Annotated in this window: 20 protein-coding genes and 1 pseudogene; 15 read left to right on the top strand and 6 right to left on the bottom strand. The window is 62.7% G+C overall.

What is annotated here, in order from left to right; genetic code table 11:
* Window positions 1–17: 17 nt before the first annotated feature.
* The 4 genes from RBRH_RS08370 to fixL form a co-directional block, all read right to left on the bottom strand.
* Complete coding sequence (locus RBRH_RS08370; protein WP_013435737.1) at window positions 18–2,108, bottom strand: M3 family metallopeptidase; 2,091 nt, start codon at window positions 2,106–2,108, stop codon at window positions 18–20.
* A 77-nt stretch (window positions 2,109–2,185) separates the two neighbouring features.
* Window positions 2,186–3,037 (bottom strand): bifunctional methylenetetrahydrofolate dehydrogenase/methenyltetrahydrofolate cyclohydrolase FolD, encoded by an 852-nt coding sequence (gene folD, locus RBRH_RS08365; RefSeq protein ID WP_013435736.1) that lies wholly within the window; start codon window positions 3,035–3,037, stop codon window positions 2,186–2,188.
* Between the two features lie 153 nt (window positions 3,038–3,190).
* Entirely contained in the window at window positions 3,191–3,814 is a 624-nt protein-coding gene (gene fixJ / locus RBRH_RS08360; protein ID WP_013435735.1) for an oxygen response regulator transcription factor FixJ, read from the bottom strand.
* The gene (gene fixL, locus RBRH_RS08355) at window positions 3,811–6,324 is read right to left on the bottom strand and encodes an oxygen sensor histidine kinase FixL (RefSeq protein WP_013435734.1); all 2,514 of its coding nucleotides are present in this window, start codon (window positions 6,322–6,324) and stop codon (window positions 3,811–3,813) included. Before fixL ends, fixJ begins: the two co-directional genes overlap by 4 nt.
* 296 nt (window positions 6,325–6,620) lie before the next feature.
* Between fixL and aceE the strand changes: the two genes are divergently transcribed.
* The 3 genes from aceE to lpdA all read left to right on the top strand — a co-directional run bounded on the left by aceE (window position 6,621) and on the right by lpdA (window position 13,045).
* Window positions 6,621–9,320 carry a pyruvate dehydrogenase (acetyl-transferring), homodimeric type gene (aceE, locus tag RBRH_RS08350; protein WP_013435732.1) on the top strand — a complete coding sequence of 900 codons (2,700 nt, stop codon included), beginning with the start codon at window positions 6,621–6,623 and terminating at the stop codon, window positions 9,318–9,320.
* 91 nt (window positions 9,321–9,411) lie between these two features.
* Window positions 9,412–11,172 (top strand): dihydrolipoyllysine-residue acetyltransferase, encoded by a 1,761-nt coding sequence (gene aceF, locus RBRH_RS08345; protein WP_041754354.1) that lies wholly within the window; start codon window positions 9,412–9,414, stop codon window positions 11,170–11,172.
* Between the two features lie 43 nt (window positions 11,173–11,215).
* Complete coding sequence (gene lpdA / locus RBRH_RS08340) at window positions 11,216–13,045, top strand: dihydrolipoyl dehydrogenase (protein WP_013435730.1); 1,830 nt, start codon at window positions 11,216–11,218, stop codon at window positions 13,043–13,045.
* 179 nt (window positions 13,046–13,224) lie between these two features.
* On the opposite strand, the gene RBRH_RS08335 is transcribed toward lpdA, so the two are convergent.
* A complete protein-coding gene (locus RBRH_RS08335) occupies window positions 13,225–13,791 on the bottom strand; it encodes a phasin family protein (RefSeq protein ID WP_013435729.1) in 567 nt (188 codons plus the stop codon).
* Between the two features lie 601 nt (window positions 13,792–14,392).
* Between RBRH_RS08335 and pbpG the strand changes: the two genes are divergently transcribed.
* Complete coding sequence (gene pbpG / locus RBRH_RS08330) at window positions 14,393–15,562, top strand: D-alanyl-D-alanine endopeptidase (RefSeq protein WP_041753686.1); 1,170 nt, start codon at window positions 14,393–14,395, stop codon at window positions 15,560–15,562.
* A 116-nt stretch (window positions 15,563–15,678) separates the two neighbouring features.
* Here the strand turns inward: pbpG and RBRH_RS08325 are convergent, their stop codons facing one another.
* Window positions 15,679–16,479 (bottom strand): IclR family transcriptional regulator, encoded by an 801-nt coding sequence (locus RBRH_RS08325; RefSeq protein ID WP_041754352.1) that lies wholly within the window; start codon window positions 16,477–16,479, stop codon window positions 15,679–15,681.
* A 223-nt stretch (window positions 16,480–16,702) separates the two neighbouring features.
* Here RBRH_RS08325 and RBRH_RS21340 point away from each other — a divergent pair.
* The 11 genes and pseudogenes from RBRH_RS21340 to fdx all read left to right on the top strand — a co-directional run.
* Window positions 16,703–16,897, top strand: a pseudogene (locus RBRH_RS21340) (heterodisulfide reductase-related iron-sulfur binding cluster); the annotation flags it as partial.
* Complete coding sequence (locus tag RBRH_RS21335) at window positions 16,886–17,152, top strand: lactate utilisation protein LutB domain-containing protein (RefSeq protein ID WP_370645083.1); 267 nt, start codon at window positions 16,886–16,888, stop codon at window positions 17,150–17,152. The pseudogene RBRH_RS21340 and the gene RBRH_RS21335, both read left to right, overlap by 12 nt.
* Window positions 17,145–18,281: an enoyl-CoA hydratase/isomerase family protein gene (locus tag RBRH_RS08315; protein ID WP_041753685.1), complete on the top strand. Its 1,137-nt coding sequence runs from the start codon at window positions 17,145–17,147 to the stop codon at window positions 18,279–18,281. The genes RBRH_RS21335 and RBRH_RS08315 overlap by 8 nt, the downstream gene beginning before the upstream one ends.
* A gap of 313 nt (window positions 18,282–18,594) precedes the next feature.
* Entirely contained in the window at window positions 18,595–19,077 is a 483-nt protein-coding gene (locus RBRH_RS08310; RefSeq protein WP_041754350.1) for a low molecular weight protein-tyrosine-phosphatase, read from the top strand.
* 150 nt (window positions 19,078–19,227) lie between these two features.
* Complete coding sequence (gene iscR, locus RBRH_RS08305; protein WP_041753684.1) at window positions 19,228–19,758, top strand: Fe-S cluster assembly transcriptional regulator IscR; 531 nt, start codon at window positions 19,228–19,230, stop codon at window positions 19,756–19,758.
* A gap of 56 nt (window positions 19,759–19,814) precedes the next feature.
* Window positions 19,815–21,038: an IscS subfamily cysteine desulfurase gene (locus tag RBRH_RS08300; protein WP_013435722.1), complete on the top strand. Its 1,224-nt coding sequence runs from the start codon at window positions 19,815–19,817 to the stop codon at window positions 21,036–21,038.
* A 44-nt stretch (window positions 21,039–21,082) separates the two neighbouring features.
* Entirely contained in the window at window positions 21,083–21,508 is a 426-nt protein-coding gene (gene iscU / locus RBRH_RS08295) for a Fe-S cluster assembly scaffold IscU (RefSeq protein WP_013435721.1), read from the top strand.
* A gap of 95 nt (window positions 21,509–21,603) precedes the next feature.
* Window positions 21,604–21,927: an iron-sulfur cluster assembly protein IscA gene (gene iscA / locus RBRH_RS08290; protein ID WP_013435720.1), complete on the top strand. Its 324-nt coding sequence runs from the start codon at window positions 21,604–21,606 to the stop codon at window positions 21,925–21,927.
* Between the two features lie 82 nt (window positions 21,928–22,009).
* Window positions 22,010–22,540, top strand: a complete 531-nt coding sequence (gene hscB / locus RBRH_RS08285; RefSeq protein ID WP_013435719.1) for a Fe-S protein assembly co-chaperone HscB — start codon at window positions 22,010–22,012, stop codon at window positions 22,538–22,540.
* A 64-nt stretch (window positions 22,541–22,604) separates the two neighbouring features.
* The gene (gene hscA, locus RBRH_RS08280) at window positions 22,605–24,470 is read left to right on the top strand and encodes a Fe-S protein assembly chaperone HscA (RefSeq protein WP_041753683.1); all 1,866 of its coding nucleotides are present in this window, start codon (window positions 22,605–22,607) and stop codon (window positions 24,468–24,470) included.
* 38 nt (window positions 24,471–24,508) lie between these two features.
* On the top strand, window positions 24,509–24,850 hold the full coding sequence (fdx, locus tag RBRH_RS08275; RefSeq protein WP_013435717.1) for an ISC system 2Fe-2S type ferredoxin: 342 nt from the start codon (window positions 24,509–24,511) through the stop codon (window positions 24,848–24,850).
* Window positions 24,851–24,855: the final 5 nt, after the last annotated feature.

Raw genomic sequence — 24,855 nt, 5'->3', positions numbered from 1 at the left:
CCATTACTCACGCCTCGTTAGGCCGCTTCCCCAGCCATCCCGTTGTGACGCAGCAGTGCTTCGATGTTCGGCTCGCGCCCGCGGAATGCCTTGAACGACGCCATCGCAGCACGGCTGCCGCCGACTTCAAGAATCTCCGCACGGTAGCGCGCCCCCGTTTGTCTGTCGAGCACGCTGCCGCTCGTGCTTGCCGCTTCCTCGAACGCCGCGTACGCATCAGCCGACAGCACTTCTGCCCACTTGTAGCTGTAGTAGCCGGCCGCATAGCCGCCAGCAAAGATGTGGCTGAATGTGTTCGGCCAACGCGAGAACGGCGCCTGGGGCACGACGTGGCAGCTGTCGTTGATCTGTCGGGCAAGTGCATTCACGCTGACGGCGCCATCCGGATCGTAACCGGTATGCAGTAGCATATCGAACTTCGAGAAGACGATTTGCCGCAGCGTCGCAAGCCCGCTTTGGAAGTTGCGGGCCGCCAGCATCTTGTCGAACAGTTCGCGCGGCAGCGGCGCACCGGTGTCCACGTGTGACGTCATGCCGGTGAGCACGTCCCACTCCCAGCAAAAGTTTTCCATGAATTGCGATGGCAATTCAACTGCGTCCCATTCAACACCGTTGATGCCTGACACGCCCAACTCTTCGATGCGCGTGAGCATATGATGCAGTCCATGGCCGAACTCGTGGAACAGCGTAATCACTTCATCATGCGTGAAGCACGCCGGCTTGTCGCCGACCGGCGCCGAGAAGTTGCACGTCAAGTAGGCAACCGGGGTTTGCAGGCTACCGTCGGCGCGCTTGCGGCGCGAACGCGCATCGTCCATCCACGCGCCACCGCGCTTGCCTTCGCGCGCGTATAGGTCCAGGTAGAACTGCGCGACGAGGTTGCCATCCGCGTTCTCGACGCGGAAGAAGCGCACATCGGGATGCCATGTCTCGGCGGTGTCCGGCTTGATCGAGACGCCGAACAATGTCTCGGTGACGCGAAACAGCCCCTGCAGTACGACGCGTTCCGGGAAGTACTGCTTGACTTCGTTTTCGGAGAACGCATAGCGTTTTTGCCGCAGCTTTTCGGACGCGTACGCGATATCCCATGGCGCGAGTTGTGCCAGGCCAAGCTCGTTGGCAGCGAATGCGCGAAGCTGCGCCCAGTCTTTTTCCGCATAGGGCCGCGCGCGCCGGGCCAGATCGTCAAGAAACGTGATCACCTGGTCCGGAGAGTCGGCCATTTTCGGCTCGAGCGACACTTCGGCGAAATTCCGGTAGCCGAGCATTGACGCTTCTTGCGCGCGCAGCTTCAATTGCTCGGCCATGTTGGCGGTGTTGTCCCACTCGGGCTTGCCGTTGCCGTATTCGGCCCCCAACTCGGACGCGCGGGTCGCGTAGGCGCGGTACATTGCCTCGCGCATTGGGCGGTGTTCGGCGTACTGCAGCACCGGGAAATACGACGGAAAATGCAGTGTGAACTTCCAGCCCGGCTTGCCGTCCTTTTCCGCTGCATGGCGTGCCGCGTCAACCGCGTCGGCAGGCAGGCCGGCGAGTTGTGCGGAATCGGTCGCGAAGTACGCGTATGCGTTGGTCGCGTCCAATACATGGTCGGAAAACGCCTTTGCTAGCGTCGCTTGCTGATCCTGCAATTGTGCAAAGCGTGGCTTGCTGGCTTCCGGCAATTCGGCGCCGGACAGGCGGAAATCGCGCAGCGCATTGTCTAGGATCTTCTTGCGCGCGTCACTCAGTTGCGCATAGGCGCTGCTTGCCGCAATCGCCTTGTACTTGTCGTACAGCGCCAGGTTTTGGCCCACATTGGACCAGAATTCGGTCACGCGCGACAGGTTCTGCGCGTGCGCCGTGCGCAACGCCGGCGTGTCGGCCACCGCATTCAGGTGCCCGATCACGCCCCAGGCGCGCGACAGCGGCTCGGTCGCCGCCTCAACGGGGTCAATGACCGCTTCCCAAGTGGCCGGGGTGTGCGGCGCGCTGGCGCGCTCGATCGCGTCGTTGGCAGCGTCTAACAATACATCCAGCGCCGGCGTGACGTGCTCGGGGCGGATCGATGCAAAGCGTGGTAGATCGGAAAAATCGAGCAGCGGGTTGTTAGCGGCGGTGTGAGGCATGGTGTTCCTATCGGATTCCGAAAGCGTGGCGGATCAGCGCGCCGCATCGCTCAGCGGCGTCGCGTGTCGTTGCGTCGTCAGCCGGCGGCGCGTTCGGCCGCCTCGATCGTGTTGACCAGTAGCATCGTGATCGTCATCGGACCGACGCCGCCGGGCACGGGCGTGATATAGCCGGCGACCTCGCGTACGCCGGCGAAATCCACGTCGCCGCACAGCTTGCCCTCGTCGTCGCGGTTCATGCCGACGTCAATGACGGTCGCACCGGGCTTGACCATGTCGGCTGTCAGCAAATTACGCTTGCCCGTTGCCGCGACGATGATGTCCGCGCGGCGCGTATGGGCGGCCAGATCCCGCGTCTTGCTGTTGCAGATTGTCACGGTGGCACCGGCCTCGATCAGCAGCATTGCCATCGGCTTGCCGACAATGTTCGAGCGGCCGATCACCACTGCGTTGGCGCCAGCCAGCGGGATGCGCTCCGATTCAAACATTTTCATCACGCCGTACGGCGTGCAAGGGCGGAACAGCGGCTTGCCGGTCATCAACGCGCCCGCGTTGGCGACATGGAAGCCATCGACGTCCTTTTCCGGTGCGATTGCCTCGATGACCTTGTGCGCGTCGATATGCGGCGGCAGTGGCAATTGCACGAGGATCCCATGAATCTGTGGATCGCGGTTTAGCGCGTCGATGCGGGCGAGCAGGTCGGCTTCACTGAATTCAGCCGGATAGCGGTCATAGACCGAATGCAATCCGTTGTCCTCGCACGCCTTGATCTTGTTGCGCACGTAGACCTGGCTGGCCGCGTTGTCGCCGACGAGCACCACGGCCAGGCCGGGCCGGTGGCCACGTGTGGTAAGCGTGGCAGCACGTTGCGCTACGTCGGCGCGCAGCTGTTTGGAAAGGAGGGTGCCGTCGATGATTCTGGCTGTCATGGCAGGTGGTGGGTCGGATTATCGAAGCGCAAAGCGGTGGACGGCGCATGCTACACTGCGCTTGCATGGCAAGCGGCTGCACGCGACCGAAAGGGCTGATTATACCGCCACGGGCGGCCGGCTTCGTGCGCGCGCCCGTGGCTTGACGCGCCGCTACTGCTTTTTCGATAGAGCGAGGCGCAGCAGGTCGGCCACCGTGTTCACGTTGAGCTTTTCCATGATGTTCGCGCGGTGCGCCTCGACCGTCTTGATCGAGATGCCAAGATCGTCGGCAATCTGCTTGTTCAGCCGTCCGGCGATGATGCGCCCGAGCACTTGTTGCTCGCGCGCGGTCAGCTTGGACAGGCGCTCGGCGGCCGCGCGCTGCTGCTGCGCGGTCGAGCTCTCGGTGCGGGCACGCTCGAGCATGCGCTCGACCAGCTGGCGCAACTCGGCTTCGTCAAACGGCTTTTCGATAAAATCCATCGCGCCTTTCTTCATTGTCGACACGGCCATCGGCACGTCGCCGTGGCCCGTGACAAAAATGATCGGCAGCGTTGCATGCTCAGCAATCAGCTTTTCCTGTAGCTCGAGCCCGTTCATGCCGGACATGCGCACGTCCAGAATCAGGCAGCCGAGCTGCGACGGCTGGTAAGCATCGAGAAACTGTTCGGCGCTGGAGAAGCACTGGACACGGTAGCCGTTGGCCTCGAGCAGCCAGCGCAGCGAGTCACGCACTGCCTCGTCATCGTCGACGACGAAGACGGTTTCCTGTTGTGTGGTGAATGGGCTGCTCATAGATCTCCCGTGACAGTTTGCGGCGCGGCCGCTGCGGGCCCATGCTGCGTAGGTTCTTCGGTTTCGCCAAATGGCAACGTAAAATGAAAAGTACAGCCGGTCACGAGGCCGTCGGGCTCGACATTGTTGACGACCCACAGACGGCCCCGGTGAGACTCGATGATCGAGCGGCAGATGTTCAGCCCCATGCCCATGCCGTCGGACTTGGTGCTGTAGAACGGCTCGAACAGGCGCTCGGTGCTGGCCTCGTCCACGCCGGGTCCCTGGTCAACCACGCTGATGCGCACGCACGGCCCCTCATCGACGATGCGTACCTCGACGCGGATCACGGGATCGACCGCGTTTGGACGGGCATCGGCCATCGCTTCGGCGGCGTTTTTCAGCAGGTTCACGAGTACCTGTTCAATTAGTACCGGATCGACGTTGATGACCGGTAGCCGCGCGCGCATGTCGGTGACGATGCGGATGTGCCGCTTGCGCATTTCGATCTCGGCTAGGCCGACCGCATCCGCAATGATGTCGCTGATCTTCGTGCGTTGACGCTTCGGTTCGCTGCGTTTGACGAATTCACGGATGCGCTTGATGATCATGCCGGCGCGCACCGCTTGCTGCGACGTTTTCTCGAGCACCGGTAACAGATTTTCCGGCGACGCGCGGCCGGACTTTACCAGCGCCACGGTGCCCGATGCGTAGTTGTTGATCGCCGCCAGCGGTTGGTTCAACTCGTGCGCCAGTGACGAGGCCATTTCACCCATCGTCATCAAGCGGCTGGTGAACTGTAGCTTCTCGTCCTGTTGCTGCGCCAGTTCCTGCGCTTGCTTGCGCTGCGTGATATCCGTGGCGATTTGCATCTGCGCGAGGTGGCCATCGACCCACTGAATGTATTGCCGACGCACCTCGAACCACTTTTGGATGCTCTGCACGTAGATTTCGCGCGCGTCCGATGTGCTTTCGGTCAGCGCGGCAGCTGGCAGGCCGGCGTAGGTATCGACTAGATCGATCGAGTCGTTCGACGCCTGGGTCGCCGCATCGAAGCTCGAGCCTGCCAATTCCAGGTGCCCGTCCGGGCGGATACCGAACAGATGCCGGTAGTAGCGGTTGGCAAACAGCAGCTCGGCCTGGTCTGCCGCCAGCACCGAGACTGCCGCGTCCAGCGACTCGAGTACCGTGGTGAAACGCTCATGGGCGGCGGCCAGCTCCTCGCGCGCGCGCTTGGGCTCGGTGATGTCGGTCATCGACGACATCCAGCCGGTCTGGCGCCCGGAGCTATCGATCAGCGGCGATACATACAGCCGCGCGTGAAAAATCGAGCCATCCTTGCGGCGCACCCGCAACTCGAACCCCGACGAGGGCGCCTTGCCGCGCAGCGTCATGTCGAGCTGCCGATGCATCTCCGCGTGAGCTTCGCGCGGCCAGTACGGGAACGGAGCGGTCTTGCCCACCAGGTCGCTTTCGTCCCAGCCGGTCATCCGGCAAAAGGCCGGATTCACGTGCGTGATGCGTCCTTGCATGTCGAGCACGCGCATGCCAATCAACACGGAGTTTTCCATCGCGCGCCGGAAGAACGCCTCCGCGTACAGCGCCTGTTGCGCCTCGAAGCGCTGCCGAGTGTGCTTCCATAAGCTCCACAGGCTCCATAGCACGAAGCACGACAGGCCGGCGACCAGCCACACCAGCGTCTTGTTCGTAAAGTTGGTCAGTTGCGGATACGAGTACACGCGCACCGCCAGGCCATGGCCCGGTGGATCGAGCGGCAGGTCGTAATACGCATCGCGCGGCAGCCTCGGGCGGGTGGACGTAGTGGATAGCTCGCGGTGACCCAGATCGATGATCGAGATCTTGTATTTGGCGGACAACTCGGCTGGAATGTCGTGCTTGAGCATGCCTTCGACCGAGAACACGGCGGCCACCGTGCCGAGGAACTCACGCTCGCGAAAGATCGGCGTTTGCAGTGTCACGTAGCCATTGCGTAAGTCGTCGTAGAGCAGCGCCGAGTAGATCTGCCGGCGCGAAGCACGTGCCTCAGTGAACGCAGCGTGGATCGCATCGTCCAATTGCGTCTCGTTTGGCTTGGCCAGCCGCGAGCCGACGTGCGACTCCGGGGTGCTGGCCCAGTGTGGCGTCTGCGAGCCGTCGAGCCAGTTCATGTAAATGATTTCCGGATGGCTTTGCATCACGGCACCGGCGGCCGTTTGGAAGGTCCGCGCGTCACCATGACCGGCGGCAATGTCGCGAGCGAGGGCAGCAATGTGTTCCTGCGTGCTCGTCATTGACAGACGGATCTGTTGCTGTGCCCACGCGACGTTGCGATACAGCGTGTCTTCTTGCTGCTGTTGCTCGCGCCGGTTCAGGCTCCATAGAATTAGGCTCATCACGATCAGGAACACCACGATCGACACGAGCGGCGTGAGCAAGTAAGAGTTGGACCACCACGGGCCGTGATGCCAGCGGTTAGGCGGCGGCGTCGGCCCGGGCCGCGCTGCACGAGCGAGAAGCCGTTCAGTCAACATGAAGCAAATTGTAGCGCAGGGTTAAAAGCACAAAGCGAGCTGTTCGCGGCAAAGCAGCGATAGAATCCAGTCAGATGCCGGATTTTCGGGTTGCGCTGCAGCAATTTTTCGTATTGTGGGAAATCATCTCGTCATTTGAAAATTTTGTTGCGCAGGCTCAGACCGGGTCTTTACAATTCGGTGGCCGCCCGGCCAGGATGCCGCTTCCGGCCGCGCGATCCCGCAGGCGGAACCGCGCACGCGGTAGCTGGTCAGCTTGTGCTGCACGTTCCCCATACCAGGACTAGGAGACGCTCATGTCCGCCGTACCCGAGGAAGTGATGAAGTATGTCGCCGCCGAAAAAGACAACGACCCGCAGGAAACCGCCGAATGGCTCGAGGCGTTAGATGGCGTGCTGTCGGCTGTGGGCCCCGAGCGCGCACATTACTTGATCGAAAAGCAGATCGAATTTGCGCGGGTCCATGGCGAGCATCTGCCATTTTCCGCGAACACGCCGTATATCAATACGATCCCCGTGTCCGCGCAGGCTAAGAGCCCCGGCGATCAAGACATCGAACATCGGATTCGCTCGTACACGCGCTGGAATGCGCTGGCGATGGTGCTGCGCGCCGGCAAGCACACGAACGTCGGTGGGCACATTGCATCGTTTGCGTCGGCCGCCACCCTTTATGACGTCGGGTACAACCATTTCTGGCACGCGCCGAGCGCCGAGCATGGTGGTGACCTGGTGTTCGTGCAGGGCCACTCGTCCCCCGGCATTTATTCACGCGCGTTCCTGTTAGGTCGGCTAACCGAGGAGCAACTGGACAACTTTCGGCAGGAGGTCGGAGGCAAGGGCATCTCATCGTATCCGCACCCGTGGCTGATGCCGGATTTCTGGCAGTTCCCGACGGTGTCGATGGGCTTGGGTCCGATCATGGCGATCTACCAGGCGCGTTTCATGCGCTACCTGGAGGCGCGCGGCATCGCGAAGACCGCGGGGCGCAAGGTTTGGGCTTTCCTCGGCGACGGCGAGACCGACGAGCCGGAATCGCTCGGCGCGATCGGCATGGCCGGGCGTGAGAGGCTGGACAACCTCGTGTTCGTGATCAACTGTAACCTGCAGCGGCTGGACGGGCCGGTGCGAGGCAACGGCAAGATTATCCAGGAGTTGGAGTCCGAATTCCGCGGTGCGGGCTGGAACGTGATCAAGGTGATCTGGGGCAGCCGCTGGGATTCGCTGTTTGCGCGCGACAAGACGGGCGCGTTGATGCGCCGGATGATGGAAGTGGTCGATGGCGAATACCAGACGTACAAGTCGGAGTCCGGTGCCTATGTGCGCGAGCATTTCTTTAACACCCCGGAACTCAAGGCGTTGGTGGCGGACTGGTCCGATGATGATATCTGGAATTTGAACCGAGGCGGCCACGACCCGCATAAGATCTACGCGGCATTTCACGCGGCGCAGCACAATGTCGGCCAGCCGACCGTGATCCTGACAAAGACGATCAAGGGCTACGGGATGGGCGAGGCCGGGCAGGCGATGAACATTACCCACCAGCAGAAGAAAATGCAGGTGGACCAACTAAAGCAGTTCCGCGACCGGTTCCGGCTGCCGATCTCGGACGACGAGATCGCTGATGTGCCTTACTTGAAGTTTGACGAGGGCTCAAAAGAGCTTGAGTACATGCGCCAGCACCGGCTGGCGCTCGGCGGCTATCTGCCGCAGCGACGGATGAAGGCCGATATGTCGCTGGACGTGCCGCCGCTGTCCGCGTTCGAACCGGTGCTTAAGGGCACCGGCGAGGGACGCGAGATCTCCACGACGATGGTGTTCGTGCGGATCTTGAACATCCTGCTCAAGGACAAGGCGCTCGGCAAGCGGATTGTGCCGATCGTGCCGGACGAGTCGCGCACGTTCGGCATGGAGGGGTTATTCCGCCAGATCGGCATTTGGAACCAGGAAGGGCAGAAGTACGTGCCGGAAGATTCCGACCAGTTGATGTTCTACAAGGAATCGACGACCGGACAGATCTTGCAGGAAGGCATCAACGAGGCGGGTGGCCTCTGCGACTGGATCGCGGCGGCGACATCGTACTCGACGCACAACGAGATCATGGTGCCGTTCTACATCTTCTACTCGATGTTTGGCTTCCAGCGCGTCGGTGACCTGGCCTGGGCCGCCGGTGATATGCGCTCGCGTGGCTTCCTGCTCGGCGGCACTGCGGGGCGCACAACGCTCAATGGCGAAGGGTTGCAGCATGAGGACGGGCATTCGCTGTTGTGGGCGTCGTCGATCCCCAATTGCGTTAGCTACGATCCGACATTTGGCTACGAGCTTGCGGTGATCATCCAGGACGGCTTGCGCCGTATGGTGCAGGAGCAGCAGGACGTGTTTTATTACCTGACGGTAATGAACGAAAACTACGAGCATCCGGCGATGCCCGAGGGTGAGCATGTCGCGCAGCACATCATCAAGGGCATGTATTCATTGCGCAAGGCTGATGCGGATAACGACGCTCCGCGTGTGCAATTGCTCGGTGCCGGCACGATCCTGAACGAAGTGATTGCTGCAGCCGAGTTGCTGAAGAACGATTGGGGCGTGGCCGCCGACCTGTGGAGCGTGCCGAGCTTCATTGAACTGGCCCGCGAAGGGCAGGCGGTACAGCGCCAGAATCTGCTCAACCCGCTCGCTGAGCCCAAACTGTCACACGTGCAGACCTTGCTGAAGGACACGCAAGGGCCGGTGATTGCGGCGACCGACTATGTACGCTCGCTGGCCGAGCAGATCCGCGCATTCGTGCCGCGTCGCTATGTGGTGCTGGGCACCGATGGCTTCGGTCGTTCCGATACGCGCGAGAAACTGCGTCACTTCTTCGAGGTTGACCGCTATTGGGTCACAGTGGCCGCGCTGCACGCGCTGGCCGACGAAGGCACGATTGACCGCAAGCGGGTGGCGCAAGCGCTGCAGAAATACCAGCTCGATCCGGCCAAGCCGAACCCGGTGACCGTCTAACGCCATTTTCCCGCATCGCGCGAACGCGCTGCCCCGTGTGCGACGGCCATGGCCAGCCGTCGCACGCGCGTGGCTGATGGAGACAAAATCAATGAGTGAAGCGATCGAAGTGAAGGTGCCGGACATCGGCGACTACCAGGACGTGCCGGTGATCGATGTGCTGGTCAAGCCGGGCGATGCCGTCGAGCCGGAGCAATCGCTAGTCACGCTCGAGTCGGACAAGGCGACGATGGACGTGCCGAGCCCGAGCGCCGGTGTCGTTAAGGAAGTGAAGGTCAAGCAGGGTGATACGGTTTGCGAAGGGTCGCTGATCGTGATTCTCGATCGCGCGAGCAACGCCTCGGCGCCTAGCGGTCACGGTGCGGCGCAACCCGCCGTAGCCGCTGCGCCGGCCGCAGGCTCAGGCTCAGGCTCAGGCTCAGGCTCAGGCTCAGGCTCAGGCTCAGCGCCCGCTGCCGCGTCCGCGCCGCCCGCCGCTGCGGCTCCGGACTCAGCCCGGGTCACATCGCCTGCCGCGTCGGGTAGGGCCGGCGGCGGTGTCCGCGAGGTCAAGGTCCCCGATATCGGTGACTACCAGGACGTGCCGGTGATCGAAGTGCATGTGAAGGTGGGCGACGTTGTCGAGCCGGAGCAATCGCTGGTCACGCTCGAGTCGGACAAGGCGACGATGGACGTGCCGAGCCCGGCCGCGGGCAGGGTGAAGGCACTGAAAGTCAACGTTGGCGACACGGTGTCGGAAGGCACGCTGATCGTCGTACTGGATAGCGCCGGTGGCGCGGCGTCCGAGCAGGCGCCGGCCGCGCAGCCGGCTACGGCGTCCAGGTCGGCCGAGCAGTCTTCAGATCTGCCGGTTGCGCCAACGCCGGCGAGTGGCGCTGGCGAGCCGTCGGCGCTTGCGCAGGCGCCGGCGATCCCGATTGCTGGCGAACACCGTGCTAGTCACGCGAGCCCGTCGGTGCGCAAGTTCGCGCGCGAGCTGGGTGTCGAGGTCGCGCGCGTGCCGGGCACGGGCCCGAAGGGCCGGATCACGCGCGAGGATGTAACCGCCTATGTGAAGGGCGTGATGACCGGACAGCGCGGCATGCCTGCGGGCGGGGCTGCCGCATCGGGCGGCGCGAGGCTAGACCTGCTGCCCTGGCCGAAGGTCGACTTTGCGAAGTTCGGCCCGGTGCAGGCCAAGCCGCTGTCGAGGATCAAAAAGATCTCCGGAGCGAACCTGCATCGCAACTGGGTCATGATCCCGCACGTGACGAACAACGACGAAGCCGATATTACCGAGCTTGAGACGTTGCGTGTGCAACTGAACAAGGAAAACGAGAAAGCGGGCATCAAGGTGACCATGCTCGCGTTCGTGATCAAGGCGGTGGTTGCCGCGTTGAAGCAATTCCCGACCTTCAACACCAGCTTGGACGGCGACAACTTGGTGTTCAAACAGTATTTCAACATTGGCTTTGCAGCCGATACGCCGAACGGGCTCGTCGTGCCGGTGCTCAAGGAGGCTGACCACAAGGGTGTGCTCGACATCGCGAAGGAAACCGCGGAGTTGGCGAGACTGGCTCGCGAAGGCAAGCTGAAGCCGGACCAGATGCAGGGCGGCTCGATCTCGATTTCGTCGCTTGGCGGCATCGGCGGCACACATTTCACGCCGATCATCAATGCACCGGAAGTGGCGATCCTCGGCCTGTCCAAAAGCGCTTACAAGCCGGTCTGGGATGGCAAGCAATTTGTCCCGCGGTTGATGCTGCCGCTGTCACTGTCGTACGACCATCGCGTGATTGACGGTGCACAGGCCGCGCGCTTCAACGCCTACCTGGGCCAGATCCTCGCGGATTTCCGTCGCGTGATGCTGTGACCGGACGATATCAACCCGTTGCGCGAACAAGAAGGGGACGTGGATGAGTCTCGTTGAAGTGAAAGTGCCCGACATCGGCGATTCCAATGATGCCATCGTGATCGAAGTATTGATCCAGGCTGGCGATACGATCGACAAGGAGCAGTCGTTGTTGACGCTGGAAACCGACAAGGCGTCGATAGAGGTACCGAGCGACTACGCTGGCACCGTGAAGGAAGTCAAGATCAAGCTCGGCGACAGCGTGTCCAAAGGCACCGTGATCGCGATCTTGGAGGTTGCTGCCCAGGTGGGTGACGACGACGGTTACGTCGCGGCGCGACCGCCGGTTGCGTTCGTCTCGGCTCCCGCCTCGACGCTGACATCGCCCACCGCATCAGGTACGCGGCCGGCGACCGCGTCGCCGCTGACGTCGGGACAGTCGCCCGCCTCCGGGGCGCCGGCTGCGGCCTATCGTGGCAGCGTCGACATCGAATGTGACATGCTGGTGCTCGGTGCCGGCCCGGGCGGATATTCGGCTGCGTTTCGCGCCGCCGATCTCGGCCTGAAAACCGTACTCGTCGAGCGCTACCCGACACTGGGCGGCGTGTGCTTGAATGTCGGATGCATTCCGTCAAAGGCGTTGCTGCACACCGCCGCCATCGTGGACGAGGCGGCGGCGCTGGCAGCGCATGGAATCACGCTCGGCAAGCCGCAGATCGATTTAGGCAAGCTGCGTGAGTTCAAGAGCGGCGTGGTGCGTAAGCTCACGACCGGGCTCGCCGGTATGGCCAAGGCGCGCAAGGTGCAGGTGGTGTCCGGCGTCGGGGCGTTCGTCGACCCTTATCATCTCGAGGTGCAGGCCGATGGCGGCAAGCAGATCGTGCGGTTCAAGCAGGCGATCATCGCGGCCGGCTCGCAAGCCGTGAAACTGCCGTTCCTGCCCGACGACGCACGCGTCATCGACTCCACCGGCGCGTTGGAGTTGCCCCAAATCCCGCAGCGGATGCTGGTGATTGGCGGCGGAATCATCGGGCTCGAAATGGCCACGGTGTATTCGACGCTCGGCGCGAGCATCGACGTGGTCGAGATGCTCGATGGTTTGATGCAGGGCGCGGATCGAGACCTCGTCAAAGTATGGGAGAAGTTTAACGCGAAGCGCTTCGCAAACGTGATGCTGAAGACCCGGACCACGGCTGCCGAGGCTAAGCCGGACGGCATCTATGTGAGTTTCGAAGGCGAGCATGCGCCAACGGGTCCGCAGCGCTACGACTTAGTGCTCGTCGCAGTCGGGCGCAGTCCAAACGGCAAGCGCATTGGCGCTGAGCGTGCTGGCGTTGCGGTGACCGAGCGTGGTTTCATCGACGTCGACAAGCAGATGCGTACCAACGTGCCGCACATCTATGCGATCGGCGATATCGTGGGTCAGCCGATGCTCGCACACAAGGCGGTCCACGAAGGGCATGTGGCTGCGCAGGCCGCCGCCGGCGAAAAATCCTACTTCGATGCGCTGCAGATTCCTTCGGTGGCGTACACCGACCCCGAGGTCGCATGGGCCGGTAAGACAGAGGCGCAACTGAAGGCCGAGGGCGTCCAGTATGGCAAGGCCGTGTTTCCGTGGGCCGCCTCCGGGCGTGCGATTGCGAACGGCCGGGATGAGGGCTTCACGAAGTTGCTGTTCGATGAACAGACCCATCGCGTGATCGGCGGCGGTATCGTTGGACTCAATGCGGGCGATCTAATCAGCGAGATTTGCCTGGCCGTGGAAATGGGTGCGGACGCGACGGATATCGGCAAGACAATCCATCCACACCCGACGCTCGGCGAATCGGTTGGGATGGCCGCGGAACTGTACGAGGGTGTCTGCACCGATCTGCCGCCGCAGCGCAAGAAGTAGCGCGAGCCGTTGCCGGTTCGCGGTGAACGCGTGGCGCACCGGCGAAAGTGCGCGGCGCAGGGCGCCAGCGCAACGTGGAATCGATACCATCGTCCCATGCAGGCTTGCGCTGGCATGGGCTCATGCACCGCACCGTTGCCTTGGGCGCTGCCGGCTTCATGACGCCGAGCCGGTAGCCGTTACTTCTTTGCGGCGTGCGATGCCTGTGCGGTCGCTTGCTGAGCAGCCTTCGACGCGGCGGTGGCGGCGGCGTTGAAGTTGCTTTCGGCGATCTCAACCGCCTGCTTCGTGGCCTTTTGCACTGTTTCGTACGTCGTGTTCGCGGCGGTGATCGCTGACTTCCATACCGAGACGGCGGTTTCTGAGCCAGCCGGTGCGTTCTTCGCGACGTTGTCGACCAACGCCTGCACCTTGCGGCTTTGCTCGTCGTACTGCGCTTGGGCAACGCGAACGAATTCGGCTTGTGTGGCCGACGTGATCTCGTATAGTTGACGGCCGTACGACAAGACCTTCTCCGCACCAGGCTGCGCCAGGCTGGCTTGCAACGACAACAGCTCCTGCGCATCCTTCACCGACAGCGCGCGGTGCGCGTTTTCCTGTGATTCGGCCAGTGTCGACTTTGCCGCTTGCAGGTTCAGTTCAACGAACTTTTCGATGCCTTCGAACGCTTTGTTCGTCAGACCAAACCATGTTTCCAGATTCGCCTTCTGGGCGACAGCGATTTGCTCCGGGGTCAACAGATTCATGCTTGCGCTCCTGATCCGACCCTGGCGGGGCCGCTAGTGGGGAAGACTGCCGAGCTATTGTGCAATGCAGCATGATGCACATTGTAGGAGCGTTTTTGCGCGTGTCAAGCCTAATTTGTGCATTGCACAAATTAGGCTTTAACTTAATAAACAAGTGTTTAGCGACGCAAGACGATGGGCGCCGTAGCCGGTGCGGCAGGTTCAACGCAGCGTCTCAGCACACTGCGCTTCGCCTGGTCTGGGCGTACAGGCACTGCTGTGTGTCAATTTTTGGAACGTTTGGGCCTTTCTAAGATGTTTGGGCCGCTGATTGGTCGTAGCGCGTCGCGCGCGACGCGAAAGGGCATCCCTAGGCTGTTCTCGCCATAACCCTGGTTTAACGTCGGTGGCATCGAACCGTTAAGTTGGAGGTAGATACCGTTCAGCGACGGTGGAGCGAATCGCCGCGCGCGCCTGATTACTGATCTCAATTACACTGTGAGGCTCGATTGTCTTTCCTGAACGTCTTACAGATATTGGATTAAGTATTGGCGATAAATGCCTAACGTCGTTAATCATTCCAGGCTTGGCTACACTTTCGGAAAATTCGGTCATAACACGAATGAAAAGCTCCCTGTTTTCTTCGCTGAAAGGCATCCGTGTTGCTGCCTTCAGCGCGGCGTTGTCCCTCGCCGGCTCAGCCGTACTGATGGCCGTGCTGGTCGCGCCGGCCAACGCGTATGTCGCCACCGCCGCGAAGGATGCGCGCGCGTCGCGCGCGAGCCATGCTGCCGCCGGCAAAGGTGGCAAGGTGTTGGCCGCGAAGCGCGTGTCCAAGGCTCAGCGGGTTCGCGCTGCGCGCTCGAGCAAGGTGGTGCGTCAGGCTGCCGCACGGCCGTCGAAACGGCGCGTGTCGGCGCGCCTAGAGGGTCGCGCGCACCATGCGGCGGTGCGCCGGGTCGCGTACCAACCTAGGCCCGCGCTGGGCGCGTTCACGCTGCGGTCCGACGGCAGCGTGGCGTTGCGCTCGACGGTGGGCTTCATGGTCGATCAGCACACCGGCGAGGTACTGTACGACAAGAACTCGGCGTCAGTCGTGCCGATCGCGTCGATCACGAAGCTAATGACCGCGATGGTTGTGCTGGATTCGAAGGCGCCGCTCAATGAGAGGCTGACGGTGACCGACGAGGACCGCGACTACGAGAAGGGCACCGGTTCCCGGTTGTCGATCGGCTCGACATTGTCGCGTGAGGATATGTTACACATTGCGCTGATGGCCTCGGAGAATCGCGCCGCCGCGGCGCTGTCGCGCTATTATCCCGGCGGCCGGCCGGGGTTCATTGTGGCGATGAACCGCAAGGCCGCCGAATTGGGCATGGCGCAAACCCATTTCCAGAACGCGACCGGCCTGACGTCGCAGAACGTGTCCAGCGCGCGTGACCTCGTGAAAATGGTCAATGCGGCGTATCAGTATCCGCTGATCCGCCAGTTCTCGACTGACCGCAGCTACGATGTATTCACCGGCAAGCGCACGCTCGCCTATAACAGTACGAATGCACTGGTGCGCAACGCTTCGTGGGACATCGGGTTGCAAAAAACCGGCTTCATCAACGAGGCCGGCGAATGCCTGGTCATGCAGGCGACGATTCATGGCCGGCCCGTGATCATGGTGTTGCTGGACTCGTTCGGCAAGTATTCTCGTTTTGCCGATGCGCAACGGTTGCGCAATTGGATGGGCAATGGCGGAGTGCAACGCGTGACGAGCGCACAGACCAACGGCGCCGGCACCTGAACCGCACCCGTGTGCTAGTGTGCGGCCAATCCGCGCCCTGGCGCTGGCCGGGCCGGCGTGTGTTTGCGGGTCCATCGTCCGCTGGTGATACTGGGCGGACGGCGGGATCGTTTATTTCACGCGGCGGCGGCCGTGGTGGCGCTCGCCGGTGGTTGGTACCCGAGCGCCTGTGAAATTTCCAGCGCGGTATGGGTGAGTTGGGCGATCCATGCGTCTTGCAAGCGGTCCGCCGGCGCGGACAGTGACAGGCCCGCCGCCAGTTTCGAGCTGTCGTCATAGATGCCAGCTGCGATACATCGCACGCCCAGTTCCAGTTCCTCATTGTCACGTGCGCACGCTTGCTGGCGCACGTGTGCCAGTTCGCGCTCCAGTTTTGCTAAATCCGTGATGCTATTCTGCGTATGGCCGGCTAGCCCGGTGCGCGTCGCGTAGGCGCGCACGCGCGATGCTTCGTCTGCAGCCAAGAATAGCTTGCCGACGGACGTCAGGTGCAGTGGCGCGCGGCCGCCGATCGCGCGGACCACCTGCATGCCGGAGCGCTCCGAATAGGCGCGCTCGATATAGACGATTTCGTCGCTTTGCCGAACAGATAGGTTCACCGTTTGACCCGTGAGCCGGTGCAGTTCGCGCATCGGGCCGAGCGCGGCGTCGCGCACCGACAACCGGGCTTTCACCAGATTGCCCAACTCGAGCAGGCGCATGCCTAGGCGGTACGTGCCGGGATCCGAACGATCGACGAGCCGGCACGTTACCATGTCGTTCAGGATCCGATGGGCAGTCGACGGATGAAGCGCGGTGCATTGCGCGAGGTCCTTAAGGCTGACAGGATCGCTATGCGCGGCGAGTGCGTCGAGCAGTCGCATCATCCGGTCGATTACCTGGATCGAGGTCTTGGCTTCTGCGTTCAGGTCACTCATCATGGGTACCGCTATGCTGCAGTAGAAGCCTGATTGTATCTCGTATTATGAAAGGTGCGAACAGGGGGAGACGGGCCTTTTAGAGGCCGCTTAGCGTTTCGCGCGAATCCGCTGATAGCCTGCTCCGAGCGGCGCGTGCAGATGCGGTTTGGACGCGATGCGCGCATAATCGGGGCATTTTGCAGCGGAATGGGGGGCCGGGATGACACATGCAGGGGAACGAATGCGCGTCGGCTTGTTTGTCACTTGTCTGGTCGATCTAATGCGGCCGGAAATCGGGTTCTCCGTCATCAAGCTGCTGGAGCATGCCGGGTTTGATGTCCACGTCCCGGCCGCTCAAACCTGCTGCGGCCAACCGGCGTACAACTCGGGGGAGCGGCGCATCGCCCGCGAACTCGCCGAGAAGGTGCTGCGCGAGAAGCAAGTCGAGCGCCGGCTGCGGCCATGGACCGAGCGCGCGGCGCTCACCGTGTGGGGCTTTGTCGCGATGCGCCCGGCGTTGTACGCGTTATTGACTCGAGCTGGTGTGCGCATACTGGAGCGCCTAGGCGGGTCTGGGCGCCGGATTTCGAAGCTGTCGTTCGGCGGCGGCTGGACCGACACGCGTGACATGCCGGCGCCGGTCGGTCGCACATTCCGTGAGCTTTACCAGGCGCGCCAGAACCATGGGTGACGCCCAGGTAGCAGGCGCAGCACCGGTGACAGCCGAGCATTTGAGTTATCAGGTGATCAACCGGGTGGCGGTCGTGACGCTGAATCGTCCCGATGCGCTGAACGCACTGTCGCATTCGATGGTGCGCACGCTGGCGCAATGGGTCGAGCAATGCCGGGCGGACGACCGGATTTTGACGCTAGTGCTGCGCGGTGCCGGTGACAAGGGCTTTTGTGCGGGCGGCGATGTGCGGGCGCTGTACCAGCTGGCGAGCGCCGGCGAGCGCGCGTGGCAAGCGTTCTTCATTGATGAATATCGGCTCGATTTCGCGCTGCATCATTTCCCCAAGCCCGTGGTGGCGCTGATGGACGGCATTACGATGGGCGGCGGAATGGGGTTGGCGCAGGGTGCCTCGCTGCGGATCGCCACCCAACGTAGCCGGATCGCGATGCCGGAAACGCGAATCGGTTTCGTGCCGGACGTAGGGGCCACGCGGTTTCTGGCCGTGATGCCGGTAGAGTTGGAATTGTATGTTGGATTGACCGGCGTGACGCTCAGCGGGGCCGATGCGCAGCGGCTTGGATTGGCCGATCGACTGGTTGACGCCGATGCGTTGCGCGATTTCGACGTGCGACTGTGTGAGGCGGACACCACGGACATCGATCGGGCGCTAAAGCAGGTGTTCGGCGGCCCGGGTCCCGAGCCGGGGCAGGTATGCAGTACCGTGGACGATTGGCGTGCGCTAGCCGTGCGTCATTTCAATCCTCGCCACTCGGTTGAGCAGATCGTCGCGTCGCTGCGCGGCCATCTGTCGGCCGGTCCCTGCGAGGCCGAGCGCGCGTGGCTCGGCGCGACCCTTGATGCGCTGACCGCCTATTCCCCCACCATGCTCAACGTAACGCGGCAGGCGTTGCTGCGGGGACGCCACATGACGCTGGCTGAATGCCTGCGGATGGAACTGGCAATCGCCACACAGGCGATCGACAAAGGCGACTTCTGCGAAGGGGTGCGGGCGCACCTGATTGACAAGGACAAGCGGCCGCGCTGGGCGCCGGCCACGCTGGCCGAGGTCTGCGAAGAGCGTGTCGCTGCGATGCTGTGCTCGCCGTGGCGCGCCGATGTGCATCCGCTGGCCGACCTGCACGACTGAACCGCTCAACTCACGCATCGCGCACGCCGCCGCGGCGCCTGCTCAGGGCCAGTGTGCGTATCCGTCTTGCGGGCTCTTCCGTGCGGGGCTGCGCGTCGCGCTGGCTCGGTTCGCTCAGCTAGGAGCGGTTCAATTGCGGAGTTGGCGCGTGCCGTTTCATATCGGCTCATCAATGGCGAGCCCATGCCCAGGCGTGTCGGGCGGCCCGGACGCGGCGCGGCAATCGTGCCTATCAGCACCAGCATTCAGCACCAGCATCCAGCACGAGCATGGATTCCAGCGTAGAATTGCGGCGCTCCGAACATTCAAACCTATGAAAACCGTCGCGCTGCTTTTCGTTTGTCTGGGCAACATCTGCCGTTCCCCCACCGCTGAAGCGGTGATGCGCGCCAAGGTACACGAGGCCGGACTGGCCGACACGATCCATTTGGACTCGGCTGGCACGGGAGACTGGCATGTGGGTGCCGCGCCCGACCCCCGTGCGTGCCGCGCCGCGATGTCGCGAGGTTACGCGTTGGACGCGTTGCGCGCCCGGCAGGTCAGCGCCAGCGATTTTGCGCGGTTCGATCTGCTGCTCGCGATGGACCACGACAACGCCGCCGAGCTGCGGCGCCGCTGCCCGTCCGAGCATGGGCATAAGATCCGTCTGCTGATGGAGTTCGCGCGCCGCCACGATACCGACGTAGTCGGCGATCCTTATTTCGGTGGCCACGAAGGCTTCGAGCGCGTGCTTGACGAAGTCGAGGACGCCTGCGACGGCTTGCTCGCGCAGTTGCGGCATCGCTACGCGATCTAGGCGGCACGCAGCGCGCGGGCCGACGGCGGCGCGCGTTGTCGCATGGGGACGCATGCTGTGCTGCCCCTGGCCGCGGTAGGGGTACTTGACTAAAATGCTAGGATATTTATACTTGACAGAAATTGTCGAGAATTACGGGTGCCCCACACCATGAGACTCACTACAAAAGGCCGCTTCGCCGTTACCGCGATGATCGACTTGGCGCTGCGCCAAGAGAAGGGGCCCGTAACGCTCGCGGCCATCAGCCAGCGGCAGCAGATCTCGCTGTCCTATTTGGAGCAGTTGTTTGGCAAGCTGCGTCGGCACGAGATCGTTGAGTCGGTGCGCGGACCGGGCGGTGGCTACAATCTGGCGCGCCGCGCCGACGAGGTGACCGTAGCCGACATCATTATCGCTGTTGACGAGCCGCTGGACGCGACGCAGTGCGGTGGCAAGGGCACATGCGAAGGCACCAAGCAGCCAGGCGGCCATTGCATGACGCATGAATTGTGGTCGACGCTGAACCAGAAGATGGTCGAGTACCTCGATTCCGTGTCGCTGCAAGACTTGGTCGACCAACAGCGCTTGCGCGAGAGTACAGCGCCGGTGCGGCTCGACCGGCGAGGCGAGCCGGTCGCGCCGGACACGGTCCGCGTTGGGCCAAAAGGACCGAATTCCGTATTCAACATCGCCCAGTCCTGAGCAGGCGACGACGTGACACACGTATTGGCAGCAGACACAGACTTGCGGAGCCCCACATGAAAAATCCCCCGTTCCACTTGCCCATCTACATGGACTACAGCGCGACGACGCCCGTTGACCCGCGCGTGGTGGATAAGATGATCCCGTATTTGCGTGAGCAATTCGGCAACCCGGCCTCGCGCAGCCATGCGTATGGCTGGGAAGCCGAGCGCGCGGTCGAGCAGGCGCGCGAGCAGGTGGCCGCGCTGGTCAATGCCGATCCGCGCGAGATCATTTGGACGTCGGGCGCGACCGAGTCGGACAACCTGGCGCTGAAGGGTGCGGCGAATTTTTATCGCAGCAAGGGCAAGCACATTGTCACGGTGAAGACCGAGCATAAGGCCGTGCTCGACACCACGCGCGAATTGGAGCGGCAGGGCTTCGAGGTGACATACCTGGACGTGCGCGACAATGGCCTACTCGACCTGGAGGCATTCAGTGCGGCGTTGCGGCCGGACACGATTCTCGTGTCGGTGATGCATGTGAACAACGAGATCGGCGTGATCCAGGATATCGCAGCGATTGGCGAGATCTGTCGGCAAAAAGGAATTGTGTTCCACGTTGATGCCGCGCAGGCGACCGGCAAGGTCGAAATCGACCTGCAGAAGCTAAAGGTCGACCTGATGTCGTTTTCCGCGCACAAGACCTATGGGCCGAAGGGGATCGGTGCGCTGTATGTGCGGCGCAAGCCGCGTGTGCGGATCGAGGCGCAGATGCACGGCGGTGGCCATGAGCGGGGCATGCGCTCGGGCACGCTCGCCGCCCATCAAATCGTGGGCATGGGCGAGGCGTTCCGACTGGCACGCGAGGAAATGGCCACTGAGAACGAGCGGGTGCGGATGCTGCGCGACCGCTTGCTCGACGGCCTGCTGCGGATTGACGAGGTGTACGTGAACGGCGACATGCATGCGCGCGTGCCGCACAACTTGAACGTGAGCTTCAACTTCGTCGAGGGCGAGTCTTTAATCATGGCGGTCAAGGATGTCGCGGTATCGTCTGGCTCCGCCTGCACGTCCGCGTCGCTGGAGCCGTCGTACGTGCTGCGCGCGCTGGGCCGTAACGACGAATTGGCGCATAGCTCGATCCGCTTCACGGTGGGACGCTTTACGACCGAGCAGGAAGTGGACTACGTGATCGCGTTGTTGAACAACAAGATCGCGAAGCTGCGCGAGCTTTCGCCGTTGTGGGAAATGCATCAGGAAGGGATCGACCTGTCGTCGATCCAATGGGCCGCGCATTGAGCGCGATGGCTTGAACCCCTACGAATACAGCAAGGAGTACGGCAATGGCTTATAGCGACAAGGTTCTAGACCACTACGAAAACCCGCGCAATGTCGGATCGTTCGCGAAGGACGACGACGCGGTTGGTACTGGCATGGTCGGCGCGCCAGCGTGCGGCGACGTGATGAAGCTGCAAATCCGGGTCGGCGCGGATGGAGTCATCGAGGACGCGAAGTTCAAGACCTATGGCTGCGGCTCCGCGATCGCGTCCAGTTCGCTGGTGACGGAATGGGTCAAGGGCAAGACGCTGGACCAGGCGCTCTCGATCAAGAACTCCCAGATCGCCGAGGAGTTGGCGCTGCCGCCGGTGAAGATCCACTGCTCGATCCTGGCGGAAGACGCGATCAAGGCGGCAGTGGCTGACTACAAGAAGCGACGTGTGGCGGTAGCCGGCGAACCTGCTGTCCAGGCGGGCGAAGCGGCGGCTTGACCGTCGCGGGGAGCCGCTTGACCGGCCGGTTCGGCCGGTCAAGCGCGGCAATGGGCGAACCGATCAATGACGGCCGGCCAAACCGGTGAACGAAGATGGCGATCACTTTGACGGAAAAAGCGGCACAGCATGTGCAGAAGTACCTGACGCGCCGTGGCAAGGGCATCGGGCTGCGGCTTGGCGTGCGCACGACCGGCTGCTCGGGCCTGGCGTACAAGCTCGAATACGTCGATGAACTGGACGGTGGCGACATGGTGTTTGAGAGCCACGGGATCAAGGTCATCGTTGATCCGAAGAGCCTGGCGTACATCGACGGCACAGAACTGGATTTCGCTCGTGAAGGGCTGAACGAGGGATTTCGGTTTAACAACCCGAATGTGAAGGACGAATGCGGGTGCGGCGAGTCGTTCCGCGTCTGATTCGTCGCATGTTGTTTTTGGCGCCCTTGGCGTATTCCCTCGGTGCCACCATACAGTGGGGCACTAGTTGTGATTCCCGACCATGCGTTCGCTAACCCAGAATCACTTTGAATTGTTCCAGTTGCCCGAGCGTTTCGGGTTGGACGCGCGCGCGCTCGATAATGCCTATCGCGCCGTACAGGCGCAGGTGCATCCGGACCGTTTCGCTTCAGCCGGCGACGCGCAAAAGCGCATCGCGATGCAATGGGCGACGCGCGCGAACGAGGCGTACCGGACACTGAAGTCACCGCTGCGACGCGCGACCTATCTGTTGCACCTGCGTGGCATCGACGTTGGCGCGGAAAACAATACCGCGATGGAACCGGCATTCCTGATGCAGCAAATGGAATGGCGCGAGCGGACCGAGGATGCGGCTGCGGCGCGCAATGTCCAGGCGCTGCAGGCGCTGCTGCAGGAGTTGCGGGACGAGGAATCGGCACGGCTCACGCGGCTCGGCGAATGGCTCGATTCCGGCGCAGACCAGCCGGCGGCCGAAGCGGTGCGCCAGTTGATGTTCATCGAACGGGTCGCGCACGAAATCGACGCACGGATCGACAAACTAGAGGCGGCGTGAAGCTTGCCGCCCGATGCGACGCGCGGGCGTCATGCGCCCGGCATCGTATTCCACATGGATAAAGATGGCTTTACTGCAAATCTCCGAACCCGGCATGGCACCGGCGCCGCACCAGCGCCGAATCGCCATCGGCATCGATCTTGGGACGACCCACTCGCTGGTGGCCGCGGTGCGCAACAGCCTTCCGGAGGTGTTGCCTGACGACGAAGGGCGGGCGTTGCTGCCATCCGTCGTCCGCTACCTGCCTGGTGGTGGGCGCAAGATCGGTTATCCGGCGAAGGAAGACGCAGTGTTGGATCCGCGTAACACGATTGTCTCGGTCAAGCGCTTCATGGGACGCGGCAAGGCCGACATGCAGGACCTGGACAACGCACCTTACGCCTTCGTCGACGCGCCCGGCATGGTCCAGCTGCAAACCGTGGATGGCGTGCGCAGCCCGGTCGAGGTCTCTGCGGAGATCCTCGCGACATTGCGGCAGCGCGCCGAGGATACGCTCGGTGACGACATAGTCGGTGCCGTCATCACGGTTCCCGCCTATTTTGACGACGCGCAGCGGCAGGCCACGAAAGATGCCGCACAGCTCGCCGGCTTGAACGTGTTGCGTTTGTTGAACGAGCCGACCGCCGCGGCGATCGCCTATGGGCTGGACAGCGGTGCACAAGGGCTATACGCGGTGTACGACTTGGGTGGCGGCACATTTGACTTGTCGGTGCTCAAGCTCACGCGTGGCGTGTTCGAGGTACTGTCCACGGGGGGCGATTCGGCGCTGGGGGGCGATGACTTCGACCAGGTGCTGTATCGGCATGTGCTGAATCGCGCGGCGCTCGGCACGCTGCCGCCGCAGGACGTGCGGGCGCTGCTGGATGCGGTGCGTGTCGCTAAGGAAACGCTGTCGGTTCAGGACGAGGCCGTGCTCGACGTCACGTTATCCTGTGGCCGGCGCGTCGTGCTGACGCTCACGGAAGCCGAATTCGCGACGCTGACCCAGCCGCTGGTCGAACGTACGCTGGCACTCACGCGCAAGGCGTTGCGCGATGCGAAAGCAATGCCGCAGGATTTCGACGGCATCGTGCTGGTAGGCGGCTCCACACGTATGCGTGGTGTGCGGCGGGCTGTCGAGCAGTATTTCGGCAAGGCGCCGTTGACCGACTTGGATCCAGACCAGGTCGTTGCACTGGGCGCCGCGATCCAGGCCGACGTGCTGGCCGGCAACCGGCGCGAGGGCGACGACTGGTTGCTGCTCGACGTGATACCGCTGTCGCTCGGGTTAGAGACGATGGGCGGGCTGGTGGAGAAGATTATTCCGCGGAACTCGACGATTCCTGTGGCACGGGCGCAGGAATTCACGACATTCAAGGACGGCCAGAGCGCGATGGCCATTCACGTGGTGCAGGGCGAGCGTGAATTGGTGTCCGACTGTCGTTCGCTCGCGCGTTTCGAGTTGCGCGACATTGCGCCGATGACCGCCGGCGCCGCTCGGATCCGCGTCACGTTTCAGGTCGATGCGGACGGGCTGTTGTCCGTGTCCGCCCGCGAAATGCAGTCGGGCACGGAGGCGGCAGTGGTCGTCAAGCCGTCGTACGGGCTGGGTGACGACGATATCGCGCGAATGCTCGAGGATAGTTTCAGCAGCGCGGAGCGCGACATGCGGGCGAGGGCGTTGCGCGAGGCACAAATCGACGCGCGGCGTCTGGCGGATGCCACCGACGCGGCGCTGGCGGCCGATGGGGAATTGCTCGACGCCGCCGAGCGTGCCGACGTCGATGCCAAATTGAACGCGCTGCGCGCCGTGATCGACGGTGACGACGCGGACCGCATCGACGAGGCGACAAAAGCCCTATCGGCCGCGACCGACGAGTTCGCCGCGCGGCGCATGGACAAGAGTATTCGTGGCGCGCTCGCCGGCCGCAAGCTTGACGAAATCGGCTGACCGTTGCCGCTACTGCCGCTTTACAGGACTGTTCTCCCATGTCTCAAATTGTTGTTTTGCCCCATGTCGAGTTGTGTCCCGAGGGGGCGGTGCTTGAAGCCGAGCCTGGCAAGAGCGTCTGCGATGCGTTGCTGGATGCTGGCATCGAGATCGAGCATGCGTGCGAGAAGTCGTGCGCGTGTACCACGTGCCACGTGATCGTGCGCGAAGGGTTCGATGCGCTGGCGCCGTCCGAGGAGGATGAGGACGATTTGCTAGACAAGGCCTGGGGCCTGGAGCCGACTTCCCGGTTGTCGTGTCAGGCCAAGGTGCCGCAAAATGCGGATCTGGTGATCGAGATTCCGAAATACTCGATCAATCATGCGAAGGAAAACCATTGAGTCCG

Origin of the sequence: Mycetohabitans rhizoxinica HKI 454 (genome assembly GCF_000198775.1) — a bacterium.
In the GTDB taxonomy this organism is placed as follows: domain Bacteria; phylum Pseudomonadota; class Gammaproteobacteria; order Burkholderiales; family Burkholderiaceae; genus Mycetohabitans; species Mycetohabitans rhizoxinica.
This window is presented reverse-complemented; position numbering and strand designations above follow the sequence as displayed.

What these genes read in the sequence shown, in the direction of transcription:
- hscA (WP_041753683.1), top strand. Translation starts at nt 22,605, where the DNA reads ATGGCTTTACTGCAAATCTCCGAACCCGGCATGGCACCGGCGCCGCAC.
- fdx (WP_013435717.1), top strand. Translation starts at nt 24,509, where the DNA reads ATGTCTCAAATTGTTGTTTTGCCCCATGTCGAGTTGTGTCCCGAGGGG.
- hscB (WP_013435719.1), top strand. Translation starts at nt 22,010, where the DNA reads ATGCGTTCGCTAACCCAGAATCACTTTGAATTGTTCCAGTTGCCCGAG.
- RBRH_RS08300 (WP_013435722.1), top strand. Translation starts at nt 19,815, where the DNA reads ATGAAAAATCCCCCGTTCCACTTGCCCATCTACATGGACTACAGCGCG.
- pbpG (WP_041753686.1), top strand. Translation starts at nt 14,393, where the DNA reads ATGAAAAGCTCCCTGTTTTCTTCGCTGAAAGGCATCCGTGTTGCTGCC.
- iscU (WP_013435721.1), top strand. Translation starts at nt 21,083, where the DNA reads ATGGCTTATAGCGACAAGGTTCTAGACCACTACGAAAACCCGCGCAAT.
- folD (WP_013435736.1), bottom strand. Translation starts at nt 3,037, where the DNA reads ATGACAGCCAGAATCATCGACGGCACCCTCCTTTCCAAACAGCTGCGC.
- RBRH_RS08370 (WP_013435737.1), bottom strand. Translation starts at nt 2,108, where the DNA reads ATGCCTCACACCGCCGCTAACAACCCGCTGCTCGATTTTTCCGATCTA.
- fixJ (WP_013435735.1), bottom strand. Translation starts at nt 3,814, where the DNA reads ATGAGCAGCCCATTCACCACACAACAGGAAACCGTCTTCGTCGTCGAC.
- fixL (WP_013435734.1), bottom strand. Translation starts at nt 6,324, where the DNA reads ATGTTGACTGAACGGCTTCTCGCTCGTGCAGCGCGGCCCGGGCCGACG.
- RBRH_RS08310 (WP_041754350.1), top strand. Translation starts at nt 18,595, where the DNA reads ATGAAAACCGTCGCGCTGCTTTTCGTTTGTCTGGGCAACATCTGCCGT.
- aceE (WP_013435732.1), top strand. Translation starts at nt 6,621, where the DNA reads ATGTCCGCCGTACCCGAGGAAGTGATGAAGTATGTCGCCGCCGAAAAA.
- RBRH_RS08335 (WP_013435729.1), bottom strand. Translation starts at nt 13,791, where the DNA reads ATGAATCTGTTGACCCCGGAGCAAATCGCTGTCGCCCAGAAGGCGAAT.
- RBRH_RS08315 (WP_041753685.1), top strand. Translation starts at nt 17,145, where the DNA reads ATGGGTGACGCCCAGGTAGCAGGCGCAGCACCGGTGACAGCCGAGCAT.
- aceF (WP_041754354.1), top strand. Translation starts at nt 9,412, where the DNA reads ATGAGTGAAGCGATCGAAGTGAAGGTGCCGGACATCGGCGACTACCAG.
- RBRH_RS08325 (WP_041754352.1), bottom strand. Translation starts at nt 16,479, where the DNA reads ATGAGTGACCTGAACGCAGAAGCCAAGACCTCGATCCAGGTAATCGAC.
- lpdA (WP_013435730.1), top strand. Translation starts at nt 11,216, where the DNA reads ATGAGTCTCGTTGAAGTGAAAGTGCCCGACATCGGCGATTCCAATGAT.
- iscA (WP_013435720.1), top strand. Translation starts at nt 21,604, where the DNA reads ATGGCGATCACTTTGACGGAAAAAGCGGCACAGCATGTGCAGAAGTAC.
- iscR (WP_041753684.1), top strand. Translation starts at nt 19,228, where the DNA reads ATGAGACTCACTACAAAAGGCCGCTTCGCCGTTACCGCGATGATCGAC.